This window comes from Microlunatus aurantiacus, assembly GCF_039536605.1.
GTDB classification, from domain to species: Bacteria; Actinomycetota; Actinomycetes; order Propionibacteriales; family Propionibacteriaceae; genus Microlunatus; species Microlunatus aurantiacus.
This window is the reverse complement of sequence record NZ_BAAAYX010000020.1, coordinates 447472-468196: the sequence shown is the minus strand read 5'-3', so window position 1 is coordinate 468196 and position 20725 is coordinate 447472. Positions and strand designations below refer to the sequence as shown.

At 70.8% G+C, this 20725-nt stretch carries 20 protein-coding genes; 3 read left to right on the top strand and 17 right to left on the bottom strand.

Features of this window, described 5'->3' with window-relative positions; genetic code table 11:
• The first annotated feature begins 41 nt into the window (after window positions 1–41).
• Entirely contained in the window at window positions 42–443 is a 402-nt protein-coding gene (locus ABD714_RS20485; protein ID WP_344814302.1) for a hypothetical protein, read from the top strand.
• A 14-nt stretch (window positions 444–457) separates the two neighbouring features.
• Here the strand turns inward: ABD714_RS20485 and ABD714_RS20480 are convergent, their stop codons facing one another.
• Window positions 458–700, bottom strand: a complete 243-nt coding sequence (locus tag ABD714_RS20480; protein ID WP_344814301.1) for a hypothetical protein — start codon at window positions 698–700, stop codon at window positions 458–460.
• A 34-nt stretch (window positions 701–734) separates the two neighbouring features.
• Window positions 735–3284, bottom strand: coding sequence for an excinuclease ABC subunit UvrA (locus ABD714_RS20475; RefSeq protein WP_344814300.1), 2550 nt, complete (start codon window positions 3282–3284; stop codon window positions 735–737).
• A 108-nt stretch (window positions 3285–3392) separates the two neighbouring features.
• Here ABD714_RS20475 and ABD714_RS20470 point away from each other — a divergent pair, with 108 nt between their 5' ends.
• Together ABD714_RS20470 and ABD714_RS20465 are read left to right on the top strand one after the other, a co-directional pair.
• A complete protein-coding gene (locus ABD714_RS20470; protein WP_344814299.1) occupies window positions 3393–5336 on the top strand; it encodes a LodA/GoxA family CTQ-dependent oxidase in 1944 nt (647 codons plus the stop codon).
• Between the two features lie 25 nt (window positions 5337–5361).
• A complete protein-coding gene (locus tag ABD714_RS20465) occupies window positions 5362–6483 on the top strand; it encodes an NAD(P)/FAD-dependent oxidoreductase (protein WP_344814298.1) in 1122 nt (373 codons plus the stop codon).
• Here the strand turns inward: ABD714_RS20465 and ABD714_RS20460 are convergent.
• The 15 genes from ABD714_RS20460 to ABD714_RS20390 form a co-directional block, all read right to left on the bottom strand.
• Window positions 6468–7196 (bottom strand): SDR family oxidoreductase, encoded by a 729-nt coding sequence (locus ABD714_RS20460; protein ID WP_344814297.1) that lies wholly within the window; start codon window positions 7194–7196, stop codon window positions 6468–6470. The two genes, ABD714_RS20465 and ABD714_RS20460, sit on opposite strands and share 16 nt — an antisense overlap.
• Before the next feature lie 60 nt (window positions 7197–7256).
• Window positions 7257–8210, bottom strand: coding sequence for a CPBP family intramembrane glutamic endopeptidase (locus tag ABD714_RS20455; RefSeq protein WP_344814296.1), 954 nt, complete (start codon window positions 8208–8210; stop codon window positions 7257–7259).
• Window positions 8211–8299: 89 nt separating this feature from the next.
• Window positions 8300–8536, bottom strand: coding sequence for a hypothetical protein (locus ABD714_RS20450; protein WP_344814295.1), 237 nt, complete (start codon window positions 8534–8536; stop codon window positions 8300–8302).
• The gene (locus ABD714_RS20445; protein WP_344814294.1) at window positions 8536–9207 is read right to left on the bottom strand and encodes a DUF2306 domain-containing protein; all 672 of its coding nucleotides are present in this window, start codon (window positions 9205–9207) and stop codon (window positions 8536–8538) included. The genes ABD714_RS20450 and ABD714_RS20445 overlap by 1 nt, the downstream gene beginning before the upstream one ends.
• Window positions 9204–9890, bottom strand: coding sequence for a hypothetical protein (locus ABD714_RS20440; protein WP_344814293.1), 687 nt, complete (start codon window positions 9888–9890; stop codon window positions 9204–9206). The genes ABD714_RS20445 and ABD714_RS20440 overlap by 4 nt, the downstream gene beginning before the upstream one ends.
• 156 nt (window positions 9891–10046) lie before the next feature.
• The gene (locus ABD714_RS20435) at window positions 10047–12692 is read right to left on the bottom strand and encodes a winged helix-turn-helix domain-containing protein (RefSeq protein ID WP_344814292.1); all 2646 of its coding nucleotides are present in this window, start codon (window positions 12690–12692) and stop codon (window positions 10047–10049) included.
• 125 nt (window positions 12693–12817) lie between these two features.
• Entirely contained in the window at window positions 12818–13423 is a 606-nt protein-coding gene (locus tag ABD714_RS20430) for a TetR/AcrR family transcriptional regulator (RefSeq protein ID WP_344814291.1), read from the bottom strand.
• The gene (locus ABD714_RS20425; RefSeq protein ID WP_344814290.1) at window positions 13416–14249 is read right to left on the bottom strand and encodes an alpha/beta fold hydrolase; all 834 of its coding nucleotides are present in this window, start codon (window positions 14247–14249) and stop codon (window positions 13416–13418) included. Before ABD714_RS20425 ends, ABD714_RS20430 begins: the two co-directional genes overlap by 8 nt.
• 243 nt (window positions 14250–14492) lie before the next feature.
• On the bottom strand, window positions 14493–14888 hold the full coding sequence (locus tag ABD714_RS20420; RefSeq protein ID WP_344814289.1) for a VOC family protein: 396 nt from the start codon (window positions 14886–14888) through the stop codon (window positions 14493–14495).
• 105 nt (window positions 14889–14993) lie between these two features.
• Window positions 14994–15488, bottom strand: a complete 495-nt coding sequence (locus tag ABD714_RS20415) for a mycothiol transferase (protein ID WP_344814288.1) — start codon at window positions 15486–15488, stop codon at window positions 14994–14996.
• A gap of 52 nt (window positions 15489–15540) precedes the next feature.
• Window positions 15541–16323 carry a hypothetical protein gene (locus ABD714_RS20410; RefSeq protein WP_344814287.1) on the bottom strand — a complete coding sequence of 261 codons (783 nt, stop codon included), beginning with the start codon at window positions 16321–16323 and terminating at the stop codon, window positions 15541–15543.
• A gap of 232 nt (window positions 16324–16555) precedes the next feature.
• A complete protein-coding gene (locus tag ABD714_RS20405) occupies window positions 16556–18943 on the bottom strand; it encodes an ATP-binding cassette domain-containing protein (protein ID WP_344814286.1) in 2388 nt (795 codons plus the stop codon).
• A gap of 1 nt (window position 18944) precedes the next feature.
• Complete coding sequence (locus ABD714_RS20400) at window positions 18945–19361, bottom strand: VOC family protein (RefSeq protein ID WP_344814285.1); 417 nt, start codon at window positions 19359–19361, stop codon at window positions 18945–18947.
• Window positions 19362–19381: 20 nt separating this feature from the next.
• On the bottom strand, window positions 19382–19858 hold the full coding sequence (locus ABD714_RS20395; RefSeq protein ID WP_344814284.1) for a helix-turn-helix transcriptional regulator: 477 nt from the start codon (window positions 19856–19858) through the stop codon (window positions 19382–19384).
• 44 nt (window positions 19859–19902) lie between these two features.
• A complete protein-coding gene (locus ABD714_RS20390; RefSeq protein ID WP_344814283.1) occupies window positions 19903–20718 on the bottom strand; it encodes a putative protein N(5)-glutamine methyltransferase in 816 nt (271 codons plus the stop codon).
• Between the last annotated feature and the right edge of the window lie 7 nt (window positions 20719–20725).

The window sequence follows — 20725 nt, the reverse complement described above, 5'->3', positions numbered from 1 at the left end:
GTCCAGCCGGAGCGCTAAGGAGAGGGTCTGTCGTGTCACTGATGGTGGAAGTTCTGATCGTGGGGGGCGTGGCCCTGGACCTCGTCGGTGCGGGCGTCCTGTCCCACGCGCACAACGCCGAGTCCATCGTCGAGCTGCGCGAAGAGATCGGCCAGGAAGGCTCCGCGGTGGGGGAGCGCGATGCGGTCTCGACCCATGCGCAGCTGCTGGCGGAGAAGCGCATCGGGTTCCTGCTGCTCACCGTCGGGCTGGTGCTCTACCTGACCGGTCTGGTCCTCAAGAGCCCGGAGGGGGTGCAGACGATGGCCCCCATCGCCGCCGGCGTGGTCGTGACCGGTCTGATCGTCACCCTCGTCTTCACCCGCGTCGTCGGCACCCGCGTACGGAACCAGGCGCGCGAGGCCAGGGACAACCAGGATCCGAGTGCCCTACCCGAGCAGTGATCCGACCCGAGTGATCACGTCGACACGAGGGTCGGTGCCTGCGCGACGATCCAGCTCGTCGGCTGCTCAACCACGACAGGTTCCACGGGCGCGGAGTACGTCCCTTCGGGGCCGACGGTGGCCAGCTCGTAGGTGACGCACCCGATCCCGTTCGACCACCAGATCCGGATGCCCTCGACGTACGGCGCCGCTGCGGGACTGGACGGACCTTCGGGCGGGGTCGGCACCACGAGCGGAGCACTGGTCGCCGAGGCCACGTTGCGCCTCGTCTCGGCTCTGACGGTGAACCGATCAGGGGGCCGGGTCGTGATCATGGTGCAGGAGGGGGGAGAGGTAGCGGCCGGTGACGCTGTCGGGGTCGGCGGCGATCTGCTCCGGCGTGCCGGTGGCGACGATCCGGCCGCCCGCGGCACCGCCTCCGGGACCCAGGTCGATGACGTGGTCGGCGTTGGCGATCATGTCGAGGTCGTGCTCGATCACGATCACCGTGGCGCCGGTCTCGAGCAGCCGGTCGAGCACCCGCAGGAGCGTCCTGGTGTCGAGCGGGTGCAGCCCGACCGACGGCTCGTCGAAGACGAAGAGCGCACCGGTGTGGGTGCGACCGAGCTCGGAGGCGAGCTTGAGGCGCTGCGCCTCACCGCCGGACAGCGCCGGAGTGTCCTCGCCGAGGCTGAGGTAGCTCAGGCCGAGGTCGACCAGCGTCTGCAGCTTCCGTTGCACGGTGGGAAGAGCGGTGAGGAGCACCGCGGCCTCGGCGACCGTGCAGGCCAGCAGGCGGGGCAGCGAGCGCGGCCCCGCCGCGGTCTCCAGGGAGATCTCGTCGGCGGCGGGAGCGTAACGGGTGCCGACGCAGTCGGGACAGGGGATGTCGACGTCGGGGAGGAACTGCACGTCCAGCACGATCTGGCCGGTCCCAGCGCAGCGCGGGCACTTCAGAGATCCCGTGTTGTAGGAGAAGTCGGCGGCCTCGAGCCCCCGCTCCCGGGCGGCCGGCGTCGCGGCGAACGCTCGGCGCAGGTCGTCCAGGACGCCGCTGTACGTCGCCACGGTGGAGCGGACGTTGGTGCCGATCGGGGTCGCGTCGACGACGTCGGCCCGGGTGATCCCGGCCGCCTCCAGGGCGGTGACGTGGGCCGGCAGCGGCTCGCCCTGCTGTGCGGCGGCCAGGGCGGGCACGAGGCTGTCGAGGACGAGCGTGGTCTTGCCCGAACCCGACATCCCGGTGACCGTGGTCAGCCGACCCTTCGGGATGGTCACGTCGAGAGCGTGCACCGTGTGGATCGGCGCGGTGGTCAGACGGAGAGCCCCGCCGATGAACACCTCGCCCTCCGGCACGGGCGTGCGCACGACGACCGGTTCTGCCCCGGTGAGGAACCCGCCGATCAGCGAGGCCGGGTTCACGCCGATCTGCTCGACCGTGCCCTGGGCGACGACGGTGCCACCGCCGGCCCCGGAGCCCGGCCCGATCTCGATCAGCCAGTCCACCTCGCGCAGCAGCTGCACGTCGTGGTCGACGAGCACGACGGAGTTCCCTCCGGCGAGCAGGTCCCGTACGACGCCGAGGAGACCGTCGATGTTGGCCGGGTGCAGGCCGATGGACGGCTCGTCGAGGACGTACAGCACACCGGTGGTCTCGTTCCGCACCGCCCGGGCCAGCTGCGCCCGCTGCCGTTCACCCGTCGACAAGGTTCCGCCCGCACGGTCCAGGGTGAGGTAGCCGAGGCCCAGCTGGAGGAGCCGGCGGCCGGTGCCGAGGAACTGGTCGCAGATCATCTCCGCCATCGAGCGCAGCTCCACCGGCAGGGTCTCCGGGACGTTGCGCGCCCACGACGTGGCGTCGCCCAGGGTGAGAGCTGTGGCGTCGGCGAGGTCCAGGCCGTCCAGTCGGGCACTGCGGGCCGCCTCCGACAGTCGGGTGCCCCGGCAGCTCGGACAGGGGTGAGCGGTGATGAACCGCTGGACCCGGTCCACACCCCGCTCGCTGGTCGCGTTGGCCAGCGCCTCGCGGACGGCTCCGCGGGCGCTGCGGTAGGTGAAGTTCAGCTCGAACAGCTTCCCCGACTTCGACGGGACCCGGATCGCACGCTTCTCCGCGGGCCCGTCGAGCACGATCTCGCGTTCGCGGCTCGTGAGCTCGGTGTAGGGGACGTCGATCCGGACCCCGAGCTCGGCGACGACCTGCGGCATCACCGCGAGCCCGAACATCCCCCACGGCGCGACGGCCCCGGCCTCGATGCTCTTCCCGGGATCGGGGACCAGGGTGCGGTCGTCGACGTCGCGCACCGTGCCCGTGCCGGTGCAGACCGGGCACGCGCCCCCGGAGTTGAACGCGAGCGACTCCGCCCCGGGCGGGGAGAAGACCACGCCGCACTCGGGACAGACGAGGTCCAGACCAGCAGCGACGTCGATGGTCGGCGCCAGCCGGTGTCCGTTCGGGCACAGGTGCGAGCCGAGCCGGGAGAACATGATCCGCAGGGAGTTCAGCAGCTCGGTGGAGGTCCCGAAGGTCGAGCGCACACCGGGCACCCCGGGTCGCTGACGCAGAGCCAGGGCGGCCGGGACATGGCGGACGGAGTCCACCGCGGCCCGCGCCGCCTGCGCCATCCGACGCCGCGTGTAGGTCGACAGGGCCTCGACGTAGCGGCGGGAGCCCTCCGCGTACAGCACGCCCATGGCCAGCGACGACTTCCCCGAACCGGACACCCCGGCGATCGCGACCAGCCGGTGCAGCGGCACGTCGACGTCGACGTCGACGAGGTTGTGGACGCGCGCGCCCCGCACCTCGATCACCGACGGGACACCAGGTCCGCTGCCGAGACTCAGCTGTCCAGGGCCGGCCACCGGCTCATCCTGCCCGATCCAGTGGCGGCGACGACCGAGGGGCTGTCGACTCGGCGACGGCCACTCTAGGATCAGGAGAATCATCCGGACGGAGAAAGATGGTCCACCGTGGCCGAGATCGTGCGTTGCGTCATCCACCCGGGGCTGGGGATCGCCCGGGTCGGGAACTCCCCTGACCAGTACCACCTCGGGCCGGAGGCCCCCGGTCAGTCGCCCGTCCCGGCGGGTGGTTACAAGGACCCTGCGGGTCGGATCAAGCGGCAGGGCGCCCGGTTCCGGGTGTACGGGCTCGACAGCGCGGGGAAGGTGGTGGCGGAGGTCACCGCCGACGTCGGGACGGTGGCGTGGCGCGTCCATCTCGCCAACCGGAAGTCCGCCTGGTACCAGTTCCTCAACGCGATGGATCTGGGCACGAAGTACGCCAAGACCCCGGGCCGTCGCAACAGCGCGATCACGGGCACCGCCCGCACGAAGCTGGTCATCGATCCGGGTCCCCGCTCCATCGCCGGCCGCAGCAAGCAGGGCACGCCCTACCGCTTCGACTCCGGCACGTTCATGGGGGCGAAGGTGCCCCTGGGCGAGCTGCGCACCGACGACCAGGGCCGTCTCATCGTCCTCGGCGGCTTCGGCGCCTCGTCGTCCTACCTGAAGAAGCCGGCCACCACCTTCGCCAACAACGACGGCTGGCACGACGACACCTCCGACGGCTGGGTGCGCGCGACGGTCACCATCGGGGGCAAGAAGCTCGAGGCCGAGCCGGCGGCGGTCGCGGTCACCCCGCCGAACTTCGGACCCGGCCTGTACGGCGTCGTCACGCTGTACGACGTCGTCTACGACCTGTTCTGCCGTGACCCGAAGTTCGCGCTCGACCCACCGGCACGGCCGGCCTTCTGGCGCCACATCTACCCGGTGCTGTCCCGACTCGTCGACACCGGCTGGGTCAACAGCGGGGCCGACGTCCTCTTCGGCCCCGGCAGCCCGAGTCGGTTGACCACGCCGGAGCTGCTGGCGCAGCTGGCGGACCCGGCCCCGGAGCACCGGGCACTCCGCACCGGCTACGCGAGCTGGTTCCGCGACCCGGCCCTCAAGGGCGGACCGCAGACGGCGGCGAAGCTGCCCCCGTTCTACGGCGACGCCTTCGGCGACTACCGCCAGCTCGGGATGGATGACCTGGCGGTGACCCCGACCCAGTACCGGTTCCTCCAGCAGTGGGCCGCCGGTGACTTCGATCCCGACCCGTCGCTCCGGCGGCGGCCGGCCACCCTGGCCGACTACCCGGTCACCCAGCAGCCTCGGGCGCTCGACGAGGCGAATCTGGAGAGCTGCCTGGGTGGGCCCTTCCATCCCGGCATCGAGCTGACCTGGACGCTGCGGGTGGCGTCGATGTGGAAGGCGCCGTTCCGGCTGAACCAGCTCGCCGAGGGTGCGACGCCGAAGACGGACTACGGCGTCACCCTCACCCCGGCGGAGGCGCTGGGCGCCGGTGGCGTGGTGTCGGCGTCCGGGCCGGGCACGCTGACCTGGTGGATGGGGGTGCCGTGGCAGACCGACGAGGCGAGCTGCCTGGCGGGTTACGAGATCGGCACCTACCTGCCGCTGCCGTCGTTCTGGGCGGCCCGGGTCCCCAACCAGGTGCTCAGCGAGCGCTCGTACGAGCGGGTGATGGACGCGGATCTCCCGACCACCCAACGGTTGAAGCACCTGTTCCACCGGCTCGACTGGCTGCGGTTCTTCGGTCCGGACCGGCTGACCAGGCTGAACGACAACATCACCCGATGGCCGGAGCTGGGCATCGTCACGTCCCGGACCGGCCCCACCGACCTGGGCGCGGAGGGTGTCCCGGACCGGCTGTGGGTCGAGACCGGGCTGGCCGCGTCACTGACCAAGTCCGACCCGACGTGGGAGCAGGTGAAGATCGCCGAGCGGATGCTCGGACTCCCCGCCGAGGAGGCCGTCCTGCTGCCGGAGCGGGCCGCGCGGACGCTGGCGGCCGAGCACGAGGAGGTGCCGCCGGAGTCGCACCGGCGGCTGCTCGGCCGCGACGAGCTGTGAGGGACCACCCATCCAGCGCGTAGTCGTGGTCGGCGGTGGCCCGGCAGGAGCGGCCACCGCGATCGCGCTGGCTCAGCTCGGTCACCGTCCGCTGGTGCTGGAGGCAGCGGCGGGACCGAGCTGGAAGGTGGGGGAGTGCCTCCCACCGTCCGCCGCTCCGGTGCTGGACCGACTCGGACTCACTCGTCGGCTCCCGGACGCCGGGCTGCCGTCGTACGGCAACCGGTCGGTGTGGGGCGCCACGGACGCCGTCGAGCGGGACTTCCTGTTCGGCACCCACGGCGTCGGCTGGCGGTTGGACCGGGCCCGGTTCGAGCAGGAGCTGGCGGCGACGGCCTCCGACGCGGGCGTGGACTGGCGGTGGGGCAGCCGTCTGGTCGGCTGCTCCAGGAGCAGGTCGCAGGGGTGGGATCTCCGGGTCGTCGGCGACGACGGCCCGACCGTGCACCGGACGGACGTGGTGGTCGACGCGTCCGGCCGGGCGGCCCGGGTGGCTCGGCTGCTGGGCGTGCGACGGGTCCGCTACGACCACCTGGTCGGCGCGCTGATCTATGCACGGACCAGGGAGGTCAGCGAGGTCCGGGGTCCGGTCGCCGGTGTCGACTCGAGCACGCTCGTCGAGGCGGTGTCCGACGGCTGGTGGTATTCCCTGTCTCTCCCGGGCGACCGGCTGGTCGTCGGCTTCATGACCGACGCCGACCTCCTGGCGAGCACCGGGGCACGACGGCCGGACGGGTTACGAGCCCTGCTGGAGGAGGCCCCGGTCACCCGGACGCGGGTGCTGGCTGCCGGTGTCGATCTCAGCCGGGAGCAGGTTGTGCTGCGACCGGCGCACACCGCCCGTCTCACGTCGGTCGCCGGTCCTGACTGGCTCGCCGTCGGCGACGCCGCCATCGCCTTCGATCCGCTCGCCTCGTACGGCATCGCCGCGGCCCTGGGGGAGGGCTACCACGCGGCGGAGTCGATCGCGGCCCTGCTGGCCGGCCGCGCCGATGCGCTCTCCGACCACGCACGGCTGGTCGACCGCACGCTCGCCCGGTACCTGATCATGTGCCGCGACCGTTACGCCCGCGAGCGGCGGTGGCCCGAAGCCGAGTTCTGGCGTCGGCGATCCGTCCGGTCCGGTCCGGCTCAGCGGGCGGTGTAGCCGCCGTCGATGGGCAGCGAGACGCCGCTGATCATCGACGCCCCGTCGCTGAGCAGGAAGACGATCGGGGCGGCGATCTCGGCTTCGGTGGCCCAGCGTCCGAGCGGCATCGCGGCCAGGAAGGGTCCCTCGATGTCGGGGCGTCCCCAGTACCAGGCCGACATGGGAGTCATCACCACCGTCGGGTTCACGCTGTTGACGCGGATGCCGTACGGCCCGAGCTCGAGGGCCGAGACGCGCGTGATGTTGTCGAGCGCGGCCTTGGAGGAGCCGTAGGAGATGTGACCGCCGAGGGCGACGAGACCGGCCTGGGAGGACACGTTCACGATGGAGCCACCCTTGCCGAGCCGGATCATCGACCGCGAGGCGTACTTGGTGACCAGAAGGGCCCCCCGCGCGTTGACGGAGATGACCTTGTCGAACACGGAGATGTCGGTCTCCATCGGGGTGGCGATCTCACCGCCGAAGCCGCCGCAGTTCACCACGCCCCAGACGTCGAGGGTCTCCAGGGCCTGCCGGACGCTGTCCTCCGAGGTCAGGTCGAAGGGGAGAGCGCGGGCGCCGGTCTCCGCCGCGAGCTCTCCGAGAGCCTCCTCCGACCGACCGCCGGCGATCACGTCGGCGCCGGCGGCGACCAGCTGGCGCACTGTCTCGCCGCCGATACCGCCGCTGCCGCCGGTGACCAGGATCGGCCGTCCGTTGAAGTCGGGCATGTGAGGTCTCCTCGCTGTCGTGGGACGCCGCGATCATGGAGTGGGTCGCGGTCTCGGTGATCACCGGATCTCAGGTCGTCTTCCCGCCCACCGTAGACCGGAGACGTCGTCAGCGGTCACGGTGGACGTCGTAGCGGCGATCTTCGCTGTGAAGGGCAAGGGGCCGGCGAAGCTGCCGGTCCTTCGGGTCAGCGCGAGTGCGGCCACGGTCGCCGTGGTGACCAGGATGAGGGCGGGCACGGAGGCTTCGGGGCCGAAGGTTCCACCGGTCAACCACGGCGGCGCTCCCGGGCGGGCGGTGCTGAGCAGGACCGAACCGCCGAGGGTGCCGCCCGACACCGTCGCGCCGAAGACGTAGCCCTGGGCGAGGTTCCAGGCCAGGTGCACACCGATCGGGACCCAGAGCCGCCCGGTCAGCGCGTAGAGGGCGCAGAACATCAGTCCGGCCATCACCACGGTGGCACCAGCGAGCGCGGTGGCTCCGGGATTGGCCACGTGCAGGCCACCGAAGGCCAGTGCGGCGACGATGAGGATTGGGACGGGTCCGAACGCCCGCCACAGCAGTCGGAGCAGCAAAGCCCGCATCCACAGCTCCTCGGTGACCGCCGCCTGCAGCGCCAGGCCGAGCCCGCTCCACGCCGGGGTGGCACCGACCACGGCGATGTCGTAGGCACCGGTGGCGACCAGGATGCCCATCAGCAAACCCATGAGCAGCAGTCCGAGGGCTGCGCCGGCGGCGAGGCCGGGCAGCGCCGGCCGGAGTCCGAGCTCGGAGGCGCCGCGTCCCTCGCCGAGCCACACCGCGAGGGCGTAGCCGCCGAGAGCGGAAGCGGCAGCGACCAGTAGCCCGACGAACTGCAGAGCCCCGTTTCCCGCCGGGAGCCGATCAACCGCCGCCTGTGCCGGGAAGCCGAACGCCACCCCGGTCAGGAAGAACAGCAGCACCAGCCAGCCGAGCGCCCGCAGCCAGCGCCAACGACCCGGGTGCAGAACGCGGCGTTCCCCCAGCTGCACCGGGATCCCCCAGCGTGAGGGTCTGGTGGCCGGGGACTGCCGGCCCGGTAGGTGAGAAGGGCGGCTGACGACGGCCGGCGTCGGCGTGGTCATGGTGCTTGGGCCGGGTCGACGACCGTGACGGAGATCAAGGTGACGCCGAGGTCACGGATCCTGGTGAGCAGCCCGTGAAGTTCGGCCTGGTCGGCGACGGCCCCGGTGAGGCTGGTGCTGCCGTCGTCCTCGTGGCTCACGGTGAGGCCGTTGAACCATGCTGACCAGTGCTGGTCGAGCCGGCCCGCCACCCGCAGCCGGTAGACGACGGGACGGTGCTCGGTGTGGGTCATCAGGACCCGACCCTTACGGTGGCCCGGTGCGCGGACCGGCGGATGAGGTGCTCGGCCACCGTCAGGTTGATGATCCACGCGGCACCGAGACTCAGGTCGTGCGTGAGCTGGCTCGGCCCGAACAGGGCGGGCCCGATCCCGAGGGTGACCACCTGGGTGGCGGCGCCGAGGGCGAGGGCGTACGCGCGGATCATCCAGGCTCGGTGGCGGGCGACGTCTCGGCGGCGGATCGTTGTGACACCGAGGACGAGGGCGGCGGCCATGCCCGACCCGAACGCGAGCCGGAAAAGGTACGCGAGCGCACCGGTGCCGGGTTGACGGGGGTAGAACAGGGTCAGCCACAGCGCCGAGAAGGCCACCGCCAGGCCGAGCACGACGAGCACCCGCCCGGCGGCCCGGTGCCAGCCGGGCCGGCGCCGTCGCAGTCCGGCGGAGAACTGGAAGGCGCCGACGACGGTGTAGCCGACCGCGCTGACGATGTGCACGATCACCGGCACCGGCGACGCGTTCAGCCGCGGGTTGGCCGGCATCAGGGTCGGACCGCCCGCGAGCTCGACCAGTCGCAGCACGCCGAAGAAGAGGGGCAGCAGGACCAGCGCGACCAGCGCGAACGGCACAAACCCGGTCCTGGCCGCCGACCGCCTGGAGCGCTGGACCGCGGTTGTGGTCATCTGGCGCCGGCTGGATCGAGCTGGGGGCTGTCGTCGCCGGTCAGATGCCGTGAGTCCTCGGTGCGCTGCTCACGCCACAGGGAGTAGCCGAGGCCGATCAGGGCGACGGCGGCGGGGATGGCGAACAGTCGCTGGGTGAGCTCGGGCAGCTGGAAGGTGGCGATGGTCGCGACAGCGCCGAGCGTCATGAGGGCTGCGGCCCAGCGGGCGAGGATCCCGGCCCGGAAGAGCGCGATACCGAAGATGATGCCGCCGGCGATGTAGGTGATCGCGATGTTGGTGAGGGTCTGGAACTGGCTGACGTCGCCGACCGGGTGGCCGCTGTGGGCCACGGCGAGGGCGTCGCTCACGTAGCCGGGCTGGCTGGCCGCAAGGTCCGGGAGGACGAACACGGCAATGACCTGGATGGTCAGGATGGTGAGGTAGCCGACGCTGAGCAACAGGTACCCGATCAGGCCGAGCACGCCGACCTGTCGGACCTGCCGCAGGTAGATGCCGGTGATGCCCACCAGCGAGAGAACGGCCATGAGGATCTTCGCTGTCTCACGGACCGCGTACTCGGTCGTGGTGGTGAACTCAGGCGTCAGGAGGGGGTGCTTGAACTGCACGGCGATGAACAGCAAGCCCCCGGCGACGGCGGCGAGGCCGGCCGCTCGGGTGAGTGTGGTGGTGGTGATGGTCATGGTGACTCCGAGGTGTTTGAGTGTCCGGAGCGGGGTGCCGCGGGATGACTCGAACCTAGGGACGGGCTGGGTGAGCGCGCGTCATCCAACGATGTGACCGACGGGATGATCCTGCTCGCCGCAGCGGTTGGTGCTTGCGCTCGTGGATCCGAGCCGTCAGATGAGGCCGCGTTCGCGGGCGAGGAGCACCGCCGACCGGCGGTTGGTGACGGCGAGCTTGGTGAAGATGTGCTGGGTGTGGGTGCGGACCGTGTTGTGCGACACGAACAGCTCGCGAGCTATCTGCGGCCCGGTCAGCTCGCTGTCGAGCAACCTCAGCACCTGGAGCTCCCGGTCGCTCAACGACTCGGTGGCCTTGTATGTGATGCCCTTGACTGTGTTCGTTGCCCCAGCCGCCTCGACCGCTGCGCCGACGCTGGCCAGGCGTCGTGCCTGGTGGCCGCCGGGTCCATCGGGCTTGACGTCGCGCAGCAGGCTCACCATGGCAGCACCTTCGTCCAGGAACAGCCGGAGGTAGCCCTCGGGCTCGGGGGCCAGCTCCAGGGCGTGGACCAAGGTGTCCAGAGCCCGCGCCCGACGTCCCTGAGCGTCCTGGACCAGCGCCTGAAGCAGGCGGATCTCGAGGAGGCTTCCGGCGCGCTGTGCAGTCCGGGCTGACCCGCCCAGCCGGTCCAACAAAGTTGCGGCTTGGACGAGGGAGGTGGTGTCCTGGTGTGCGCGGCACCGGGCCAGGACCAGCCGGACGAGGGTGAGGTGGTCGAACTCCCGCACATAGCTGGCGTCGTCGGTGACGGACACGCCTCGGTCCCGGGCCCAGTCCGCGGCCTCCGCCAGGTTGCCCTGTGCGATCCAGATCCGGGCCTTGATGGCTGTGATGGGACGCACCTCCGGGGAGAAGCCCGGCCGGTAGAGCTCGACCGCCTGATCCAGGAAGGCGATGGCCGCCTCCGGCTCGCCGTCCGCTCGAGCGACGAGCGCTCTGGCCACGAACCAGCGGAAGCGCCCCTCGTTCATCCCGGCCCGGTCGGCGAGCGCCGCGGCGGCGTCGAGGTGTCGCTTGGCGCTCTCGAGGTCTCCGACTTGGGCGTCGAGCTCGCTCAGACCCACGTGCAGGCCGGCGGCGGCCCTCGCGAAAGCGTCGCCTCCGGACTCGACCGCCGACAGCGCACGCGCGTAGAGCCTGCGTGCCTTGCTGGGTCGGCCTGAGGCACACCACATGTCGGCGAGCGGGATCGTGCTGCTCAGCTCGTCGAGCAGGTTGCCAGCGGCGTGCAGGCTGGCCACCGCTTGGGCGAAGGTCTCCAGGGCGCTGCGTACGTCCCCCTCAGCCCAGGCGGCCAGCCCCAGGAACCCGGCTGCACCACCGCGCGCCAGGTGGTCATCGGGTCCGGCCAGGTGGAGGGCGCGCTGGGCGTGTTCAGCCGTGGCGGCCGTATCGCCGCGGGCCTGGGCGAGCGAGGCGCGGTAGATGGCGATGGTCGCCGGCAACGTCCGGAGCTCCTCGGTGTCTGGCCAGGGCGGAGCTTCGCCGTCAGGCACGGCGGCCAGCGCGCGCTCCGCGTCATCCAGTCGTGGTCCGACCGCCACGAGGTCGCCTGAGTGCATCAGCAGATCTCCGTAGAAGACACTGAGCACGGGGCTGCGCCGGAGGGTGTCGTCGGGCAGCGCCTGCAGCCAGCCGTACATCACCGCTTCCTGCCGGTGGCGTCGGATGGCCGGCACGGCCCGTTCGATCAGGTGGGCGGCGCGGTCGAAGTCCCGGGCCGCCAAGGCGTGGGTGACCGCGTCCTCGGTCAGGTCGTGGTCCTCGCACCACTGGCTGGCGCGTTGGTGCAGCAGCGGCAGCTGGTCTGGATGGTCGCTGAGCATCCGCGCCCGCAGCACGTCGGCGAACAGGTGGTGGTAGCGATACCACTCGCGTCGGTCGTCCAAGGCGACGAGGAACAGGTTGGCGCGTTCCAGAGCCGGGAGCATCTCGGTGCCGTCCTGGCGACCGGTGACCGCGTCGCACAGCGGTCCGGTGAGCCGGTCGAGGACCGCTGACTGCATCAGAAAGTCGCGTACGGCAGCTGGTTGCTGGGTCAGCACCTCCTCGATCAGGTAGTCCACGATGTAGCGGTCGTCTCCGGCGAAGCGGGTGATGAAGCCGTTCACGTCCGCCCGGCCCTGCAACGAGAGGGCGGCCAGCTGGAGAGCGGCGATCCATCCCTCGGTGCGCTCCTCGAGGACCTCGACGTCTCCGGGGGTGAGCTCGTTTCCGCTCGCTTCGTCGAGGTAGACGGCGATTTCCGCGGAGGTGAACCGCAGGTCCTTCGCCCGGATCTCGACCAGCTCGCGCCGCGCCCGCCACCGCGCCAGCGGCAGATCGGGGTCGGCTCGGGTGCTGAGGACGACATGGACGTTCGGCGGCAGATGCTCCAGCAAGAAGGCGACCCCTTGGCCGACCCCGGGATCGCCGACCAGGTGGTAGTCGTCAAGGACCAGCCACACGTCCTCCGGTACGGCACCCAGCTCGTTGAGCAGCGTGGTGAGCAGCAGCTCAGACGGCACGGGTGTGGCCGCCAGGAGCTCCAGCAACCCCCTCGCACCCAGGCTCGGAACGGCCCTCTGAAGTGCGGTCAACACGTAGGTCCAGAACGTGGACGGTTCGTTGTCCGCGGTGTCGAGTGAGAGCCAGGCGACGCAACGAGGCGACACCGTCACCTCATGCAGCCACGCCGCCAGAACGGTCGTCTTGCCGAACCCGGCCGGGGCGGACACCAGGATCAACCGTGCCTCGGCTCCGCTCTCGAGCCGCTCCACCAGTCTTGGGCGTGCTACCAGACCCCTCCGCTGCCTGGGGACGTACAGCTTGGTGGCGATCAGTGGCTGTGTCAGACCCGCCCCCTCCACCGGGCGCTCGCGCTCGCCCCGCGGCCCGGACACGCTCAGGAACTCCGCCGGCTCGCTGGTCCGGCCGAACCCGTGGGGGATCCGTGTCGCAGGCCGTGGTCGACGAGGTCGATGAGCCACTCGAAGCTCTCGTCGGTGTCGGTGGACCACTGGAAGCCCCCGCCGGCTTCGATGGTCGCGAAGCCGTGGAAGACGCTGCGCAGTGCGCGCAGGGCGTGGGTCATGTCGGCGGGGGCGATGTCGTAGCCGCGGAGCACGGCGGTGAAGGGTTCGAGCAGCCGCGTTGCGGCGAGGGCGATCGGGTCCTCCGGGCCGGTGGGCTCGAGGGCGATGGTGGCGGCGTACCGGCCGGGGTGGGCCAGGACGAAGTCGCGCAGCGCCCGGGCTGCGGCTCGGAGGGCGTCGCGGCCGGCTCGTCCCTGGGTCGCCGCACCGATCGCCTGGGCGGCCTCGGTGAGGGCGAGGGCTGCGATGCGGCGGTTGAGGTCGTCCTGGCTGGCGACGTGCTTGTAGAGCGAGGGAGTTCGCACGCCGACCCGTTGGGCCAGCTGGCCCATGCTGAGGCCGGCGAAGCCGATCTCGTCGGCGAGGTCGGCGCCGGCCGCGACGACCGTGTCCGTGCCCAGGCCCGCCCTAGGCATCGACGCCGGCCAGGAAGGTCAGCATGGCGGTGGCCACCTGGGCGGGGAACTGGACGTGCGGGTAGTGCCCGGCACCGTCGACCATCTCCAGGCGGCCCAAGCCGGTGGGTAGGTCGGCGATGATGGCCTCACCCTCGGCCCGGGGTGCGGCCCAGTCGGGGTCGGCGCTGCCTTGCACGACCAGGACTGGGCAGCGGACGTTGCCGAGCTGCTGTCCGGCGTCGACGGGGGCGGTCTTGCCCATCGCCTGGAGAGCCTTCATCCGCCCCGGCTCGGAGAGCATCGTGGTGATCTGACTCATCCGCGGGTCCCAGTCGGCCGGCTTGGTGCCGGGATAGGCCACGTCCAGGTACTTCGCCCACTGCCTGGCGCTTCCGAGCAGCATGGTCCCGAGGAGGTGGCGCATGCCGCGGCGGAAGGAGGCCACCCGCAGGTCGCCGAGACCCATCGTCTGCTTACGGGTGAAGGGCGCCAGCTCGACCACGGCGGTGACCAGCTCCGGGGCTGTCGCGGCGGCGATGGTGACCGCGCCGCCCGCGATGGAGTGACCGACCAGGACCGCCGGACCGCCTAGGTGGCGGACCAGGGCGACGATGTCGCCGGCGATGTCGGTGCGGGTGTAGGACGTCCACTCAGCACTGGACTCCCCGCAGCCGCGCAGATCCACCGCGGCGACGCGGTAACCGGCGTCGACCAGGGCAGGGATGAGGAAGCGGTAAGCCTGCCGGCTGTCGCCCATGCCGTGGGCGAGCACCACGAGCGGACCTGTCGTGCCGGTCAGGTCGTAGGCGAGGGTGCCCCCCGTGATGGTCAGGAACTCGGTCATGTCTGCCCCCTGGGTGGTGTCAACGCACCAGCGTATGGCGTTAGTCATAAAGCTAGCACAGTTAGCCAACGGCTGGGGCGCCTGAGTGGGCCTGAGTGGAGGAGGCGGGCCGATTCCGATCTACGGCGGCGGAAGTGGGGGAGGGCCTTCCGCGACGTCGTGGCCGCCGTGCGCCCGGGCCCCTCTCCTGAGCCGCCGAGCTGGCGCAGGAGACGGCGCCAGATCGGGGTGCCCGGACAGGGATCAACCCTGGTAGCCGATCAGCCAGCGCACGCCGAACCGGTCAGTGACCTGGCCGTCGTGGTCGCCCCAGGGCCGCTTCTGGAGCGGATCGGCGTCGTGCCCGCCCACGCCGAGGGCGGCGAACCATGCCTCCAAGGTCGACGGCTCTGCCGTGCCCAGCAAGGAGAACAGCACCCCGTCGAGGCGAAGCGTCGTCTCACCCGGACCGGCGTCGGACCCGAAGAGCTCCACAGGGCCCTGGAGCATGCCGTGGGCAACGGCGTCCGCGGGGCCGTCGTGGCGGCCGAAGTCGGCGAGGGTGTGCAGAACCAGCTCGCCGCCGAACACGCTCTGGTAGAACGTGAGGGCCTCGCGGGCGGTGCCGGGAAAAGAGAGATAGGGCGTCAGTCCGGTCATGGTCAGCTCCTGTGCGTCATTGGCTGGCGGTGGTCGCCTCCACGGCAAGGTCGGAGCACCAGCGCCGACTTCGACATGCTCGACGAATCTGTTTCCTCGTCCGTCCTACACGACGATGTGCTGGCCGCCGTCTGCCAGCTCGCGAACCACATCCAGCTGCCCAGCATGAGTGCTGGTCTCGACGATGGTGTGCAACAGGATGGACCGCAGGTCCCCGAAGGCCCCGGTCTCAGACCACCCCGGCTCGGGCCGGAGCGGTGCCGCGTCGAGAGCGGTCGCGGCGATGATCCGGTTGGAGTTGGCGATGGCCAGTCGGTAGTCGTCGATGATCTGCTCGGGGTCGCTCGCGTCGGGGACGACCCAGTCGCCGTTGTCTCCTGGTGGCCAGAAGTCGAGGGGTTCCCCGGCGACCACCACCTCGAACCAGTACCGCTCATCGGACAGCGTGAGGTGACGAATCAGTCCGAGCGGCGACCATCCCGACGGAACGCGACTGCGGTACTGGTCAGCCCGGTTCAGGCTCCCCAACTGATCAAGCACGTGATGGCGTCCCACGTCGAGCGCGCGCATCAACTCGGTCCGTTCCTCGCTGCCGCTCACCCGAAGACCGTAGCAATCGCGCGATATCCGCGGACCAGGCCGCGCTGCCTGCCTACTTCGTCGCCGGCACGGTTCTGAGATCGAGGAGGACTGTGCTGAAGCGGGCCGGATCGGACGGACCCCCGGTTCGACCGTTCAGTACGGCCAACCCGCACACGTACCGAACAGCGGTCCTGTCCAAGGTGAGCGGAACCGACGCTTCGACCGCTCCTGTTGCTGTCGGTCCACCCTCGCCCCAGTAGATGAGCTCGGCCTTGGCGAGCTCGCCCTCCAGCGGGGGAGTGACCACATGATCCCCCCTGGTGTCCCGGCACGCTCTGAACGCGGCTGCGGGCGAGGTCGACGGAGGAAACGTCATAACCCTCAGCAGCATGTGGTCGCCCGAGCTCAACGACAGCCCCGTGGACTTGACGGTCAACGAGGCGCGGTTCGCGCTGTCGACTCCCTGAGGAACGATGCCGATATCTGGTTGCTCGCGGGCTGCGATACCGGTGGTGCCGGCCGAGATCGCCACGATCGCAGCGACGCACAGCATGACTGCACCGACGACGCCTCCCCACAACTCGGCCCTCGGCACGTCGACAAGACCAACGACGAGCGGGGCCACTACTGCGACGACGGCAAGCACCAGGGACCACGCCACCACAGTCGGTGAATCCCTGATGAGTCGGGCGAAGGCATCACCCTGAACGCCCAGCGCGACGAAGACGCCGATGACCAGCGAGATGCCGAGCGGGATCGCTAGCCTCGCCGCCTCCGTCGCGTCTGGCCGTGAACGACGCGGTCCCGAAGGCGTTGGCTCGGCGCCGGATGACTCGCCATCGGATTCGGTCATGCCACCTGCTCCTGATGCGTTGCGTTCACAGACACGCATCATCTCGCTGAACGTTCGCCGGTGGCTACAGGCGAGCGTGGACTCTCTGCCCGGGGGCCGCCATCTCGGCGGGGAGAGATCAATGGCGGCCTAGCCGGGCACAACCACCACTACTTGACATAATGTCGCTTATCGGACAACTCTCACCAGAGGTCGAAGACGCCGAGTCCACCGGCTGAACCGCCCCACCTCGCTATCCACGCACGTACGCCGCCAGGTGCTCGCCGGTCAGTGTCGCCCGGGACGCAATGAGTTCGGCAGGCGTGCCCTCGAAGACCACCCGCCCGCCGTCGCGACCGGCACCCGGGCCGAGGTCGATGATCCAGTCGGCGTGCGCCATCACGGCCTGGTGGTGCTCGATGACGACCACCGACGTGCCCGCGTCGACGAGACGGTCCAGCAGACCCAGCAGCTGCTCCACGTCGGCCAGGTGCAGCCCCGACGTCGGTTCGTCCAGGACGTACATGTCGGCCCGGCCACCCATGTGCGTGGCCAGCTTGAGCCGCTGGCGCTCGCCGCCGGACAGCGTGGTCAGCGGCTGCCCGATGGTCAGGTACCCCAGACCGACGTCGGCGAGCCGCGCGAGGATCCTGTGGGCCGCGGGCGTCGCGGCCTCGCCCTGGGCGAAGAAGGCCAGAGCGTCATCCACCGACAGCGCCAGCACCTCGCTGATGTCCCTGCCCCCGAAGGTGTACTCGAGGACCTCCGCATCGAAGCGCTTGCCGTCGCACACCTCGCAGACCGTGGCCACACCGGCCATCATGCCCAGGTCGGTGAAGATCACCCCCGCCCCGTTGCAGCTCGGGCAGGCGCCCTCGGAGTTGGCGCTGAACAGGGCCGGCTTGACGCCGTTGGCCTTCGCGAACGCCTTGCGGATGGGCTCCAGCAGCCCCGTGTACGTCGCCGGGTTGCTGCGTCGCGAACCGCGGATCGCCCCCTGGTCCACCGTGATCACGCCGTCGCGGCCGGCCACCGAGCCGGTGATCAGGGAGCTCTTGCCCGAGCCGGCCACGCCGGTGATCACGACCAGCACCCCCCGCGGGATGTCGACGTCGACATCCCGCAGGTTGTGGGTCGCGGCTCCACGGATCTCGGTCGTCCCCGTCGGGGTCCGCACCGACGGCTTGACCGTGGCGCGATCGTCGAGGTGCCGTCCGGTGAGGGTGCCGCTGGTGCGCAGGCCGTCGACGGTGCCCTCGAACACGATCTCGCCGCCGCCCGCCCCGGCCCCCGGACCGAGGTCGACCACATGATCACCGATCACGATGGTCTCCGGCTTGTGCTCCACCACCAGCACGGTGTTCCCCTTGTCCCGCAGCTGCAGCAGCAGCTCGTTCATCCGCTGGATGTCGTGCGGGTGCAGGCCGATCGTGGGCTCGTCGAAGACGTAGGTGACGTCGGTCAGGCTGGAGCCGAGGTGCCGGATCATCTTGGTCCGCTGCGCCTCGCCACCGGACAGCGTGCCCGCGGGCCTCTCCAGGCTCAGGTAGCCCAGTCCGATCTCGACGAACGAGTCGAGAGTGTGGCGGAGCGTCCCGAGCAGCGGCGCCACCGACGGCTCGTCCAGCTCCCCCACCCAGACAGCAAGATCACTGATCTGCATCGCACACACGTCCGCGATGGTGACGCCCCTGATCCGCGACGACCGTGCCTCGGCGCTCAACCGGGTGCCGTCGCACTCGGGGCAGGTGGCGAACGTCACCGCCCGCTCCACGAACGCCCGGATGTGCGGCTGCATCGCGTCCACGTCCTTGGCCAGGAAGGACTTCCTGATCGACGGGATGATGCCGGCGTACGTCAGGTTGATCCCGTCGACCTTGATCTTGGTCGGCTCCTTGTGCAGCAGGTCCTGCAGCTCCCGCTTGGTGTAACGGCGGATCGGCTTGTCCGGGTCGAAGAAGCCGGAGCCGCGGAAGATCCGGCCGTACCAGCCCTCCATGCTGTAGCCCGGGATGGTCAGCGCGCCCTCGTTGAGGGACAGGTTCTCGTCGTACAGCGCCGTCAGGTCGATGTCGGTCACCGAGCCGCGGCCCTCGCACCGCGGGCACATGCCGCCGGTGATGCTGAAGCTGCGGCGCTCCTTGATCGTCTGACCGGACCGCTTCGTGGTCACCGCCCCGGCACCGCTGATCGAAGCCACGTTGAAGGAGAAGGCCTGCGGGGAGCCGATGTGCGGGTCGCCGAGCCGGCTGAACAGGATCCGCAGCAGGGCGTTGGTGTCGGTGGCGGTGCCGACCGTCGACCGGGGGTCGGCGCCCATCCGCTCCTGGTCGACGATGATCGCGGTGGTCAGCCCTTCCAGCACGTCGACGTCGGGTCGGGTCTGGGTCGGCATGAAGCCCTGGACGAAGGCGCTGTAGGTCTCGTTGATCAACCGCTGCGACTCGGCGGCGATCGTGCCGAAGACCAGCGAGCTCTTGCCCGAGCCCGACACCCCGGTGAACACCGTCAGCTCGCGCTTGCCGATCTCGACGCTGACGTCCTTGAGGTTGTTCACCCGGGCGCCGACCACGCGGATCTGGTCGGGGCCGCGACTCCCCCGGGCCGCTCCGGCGGCGGGCGCGGGTGTGGCCCGACCCATCTCAGGCGCCTCGGGACTGCTGGATGCGGATCAGGTTGCCGGCGGGATCCCGGATGGCGCAGTCGCGCAGACCGTACGGCTGGTCGATCGGCTCCTGCACCACCTCGACACCGCTGGCCTGGAGGCGGTCGAAGGTCTCGTCCAGATCGGCGGCGGCCAGGTTGAGCCCGGCAAAGGTGCCTTTGGCCATCATCTCCCGGACCGTCTGCCGTTCCTGGTCGGTGATGCCGGGATCGACGGCCGGCGGGTGCAGCACGATCGCCGTGCTGGGCTGCCCGACGGGACCCACGGTGATCCAGCGCAGGTCTCCGTAGCCGACGTCGAGGCGGACCTCGAAGCCGAGGACGTCGCGGTAGAAGGCGAGGGCGGCGTCGGGGTCGTCGTGGGGCAGGAAGCTGGAGTGGATGGTGACGTCCATGACGGCCACGCTAGCGCCGCCTACCCGCTCCGGCCTTCTCGATTCCTGATCGGTCTCGTCACCTGCTTCTCCACGCACGACGGGATCCCGGCGGTCGTGTCGAGCTGCTGCTGCCGGTACGTCCCGGGCGGGACCCCGACCAGCTCGGTGAAGCGGGTGGTGAAGGAGCCCAACGACGAGCAGCCGACCTCGAAGCAGACCTCGGTCACGCTCAGGTCCCCGCGCCGCAGCAGCGCCATCGCCCGCTCGATCCGCCTCGTCATCAGGTAGCTGTACGGGGGTTCGCCGTAGGCCAGCTTGAACTGTCGACTCAGGTGCCCGGCCGACAGGTGCACCCCCCGTGCCAGCGCCTCCACGTCGAGCGGTTGGGCGTACTCCCGGTCGATCCGGTCGCGGACCCGCCGGAGCAGGGCGAGGTCCCGGAGCCGCTGACGCTGGTCGTCGGTCACGTCGGCGGCACGCTCGGACGAGGACCTGTCGCTCACGTACGTGGGCATGGCGCCATTCTGGCGCCGCCGGCGCCGGTTCACCAGTGGGCGACTCAGGTGGTCGGCCACGGGGTGCTGCCGACCACCACGGTCGCCTCCCGGTCGTCGTCGGGGAGCACCGAGACGTCGAGCCCGGCCCGGAGCATCTCCCCCGCCGTGATCACCGACTGCTGGCGCCCGGTCTCGATCAGCAGGGCGCCACCGGGCCGCAGCCACTCCGGGGCAGCGGCGATGATCCGGCGCTGGACGTCGACCCCGTCGCCTCCGCCGTCCAGCGCGACCAGCGGCTCGTGCTCGCGCGCCTCACGCGGCATCAGGGCGATGGCGGCGGAGGGGACGTAGGGGGCGTTGGCCACCAGCACGTCGACCCGGCCCCGCAGCCGGTCCGGCAACGGGTCGTAGAGGTCACCGACCAGGGCGATGCCGGGAGCGACCACGTTGCGCCGGGCACAGCCGACCGCCGCCGGGTCGATGTCGACGACGTACAGCTCCTGCACGCGGCCGGTGGCCTGCAGCACCGCGGCCACGGCGGCGACACCGCAGCACAGCTCCACCACCACGTCGGCTCCGGTGAGTCGGGCCACCGCCTGCTCGGCCAGGTGCTCGGTGCGGACGCGGGGAACGAAGACCCCGGGTCCGACGGCGATCCGCTGACCGCAGAAAGCCACCCAGCCCAGCAGCTGCTCCAGCGGCTCGCCGGCCGCCCGGGCCGCGACCAGGCGCTCGAGACGGTTCGGCTGCCCCGCCGCCGCTTCCAGCAGCAGAGCTGCCTCCTCCTCGGCGAAGACGCACCCCGCCTGCCGGAGCCGGGCGATCACGGCTGCGCCGGGCGGGCTCTCCCCCGCCCGTGGATCGAGGCTCGCGGTCATGGCACCA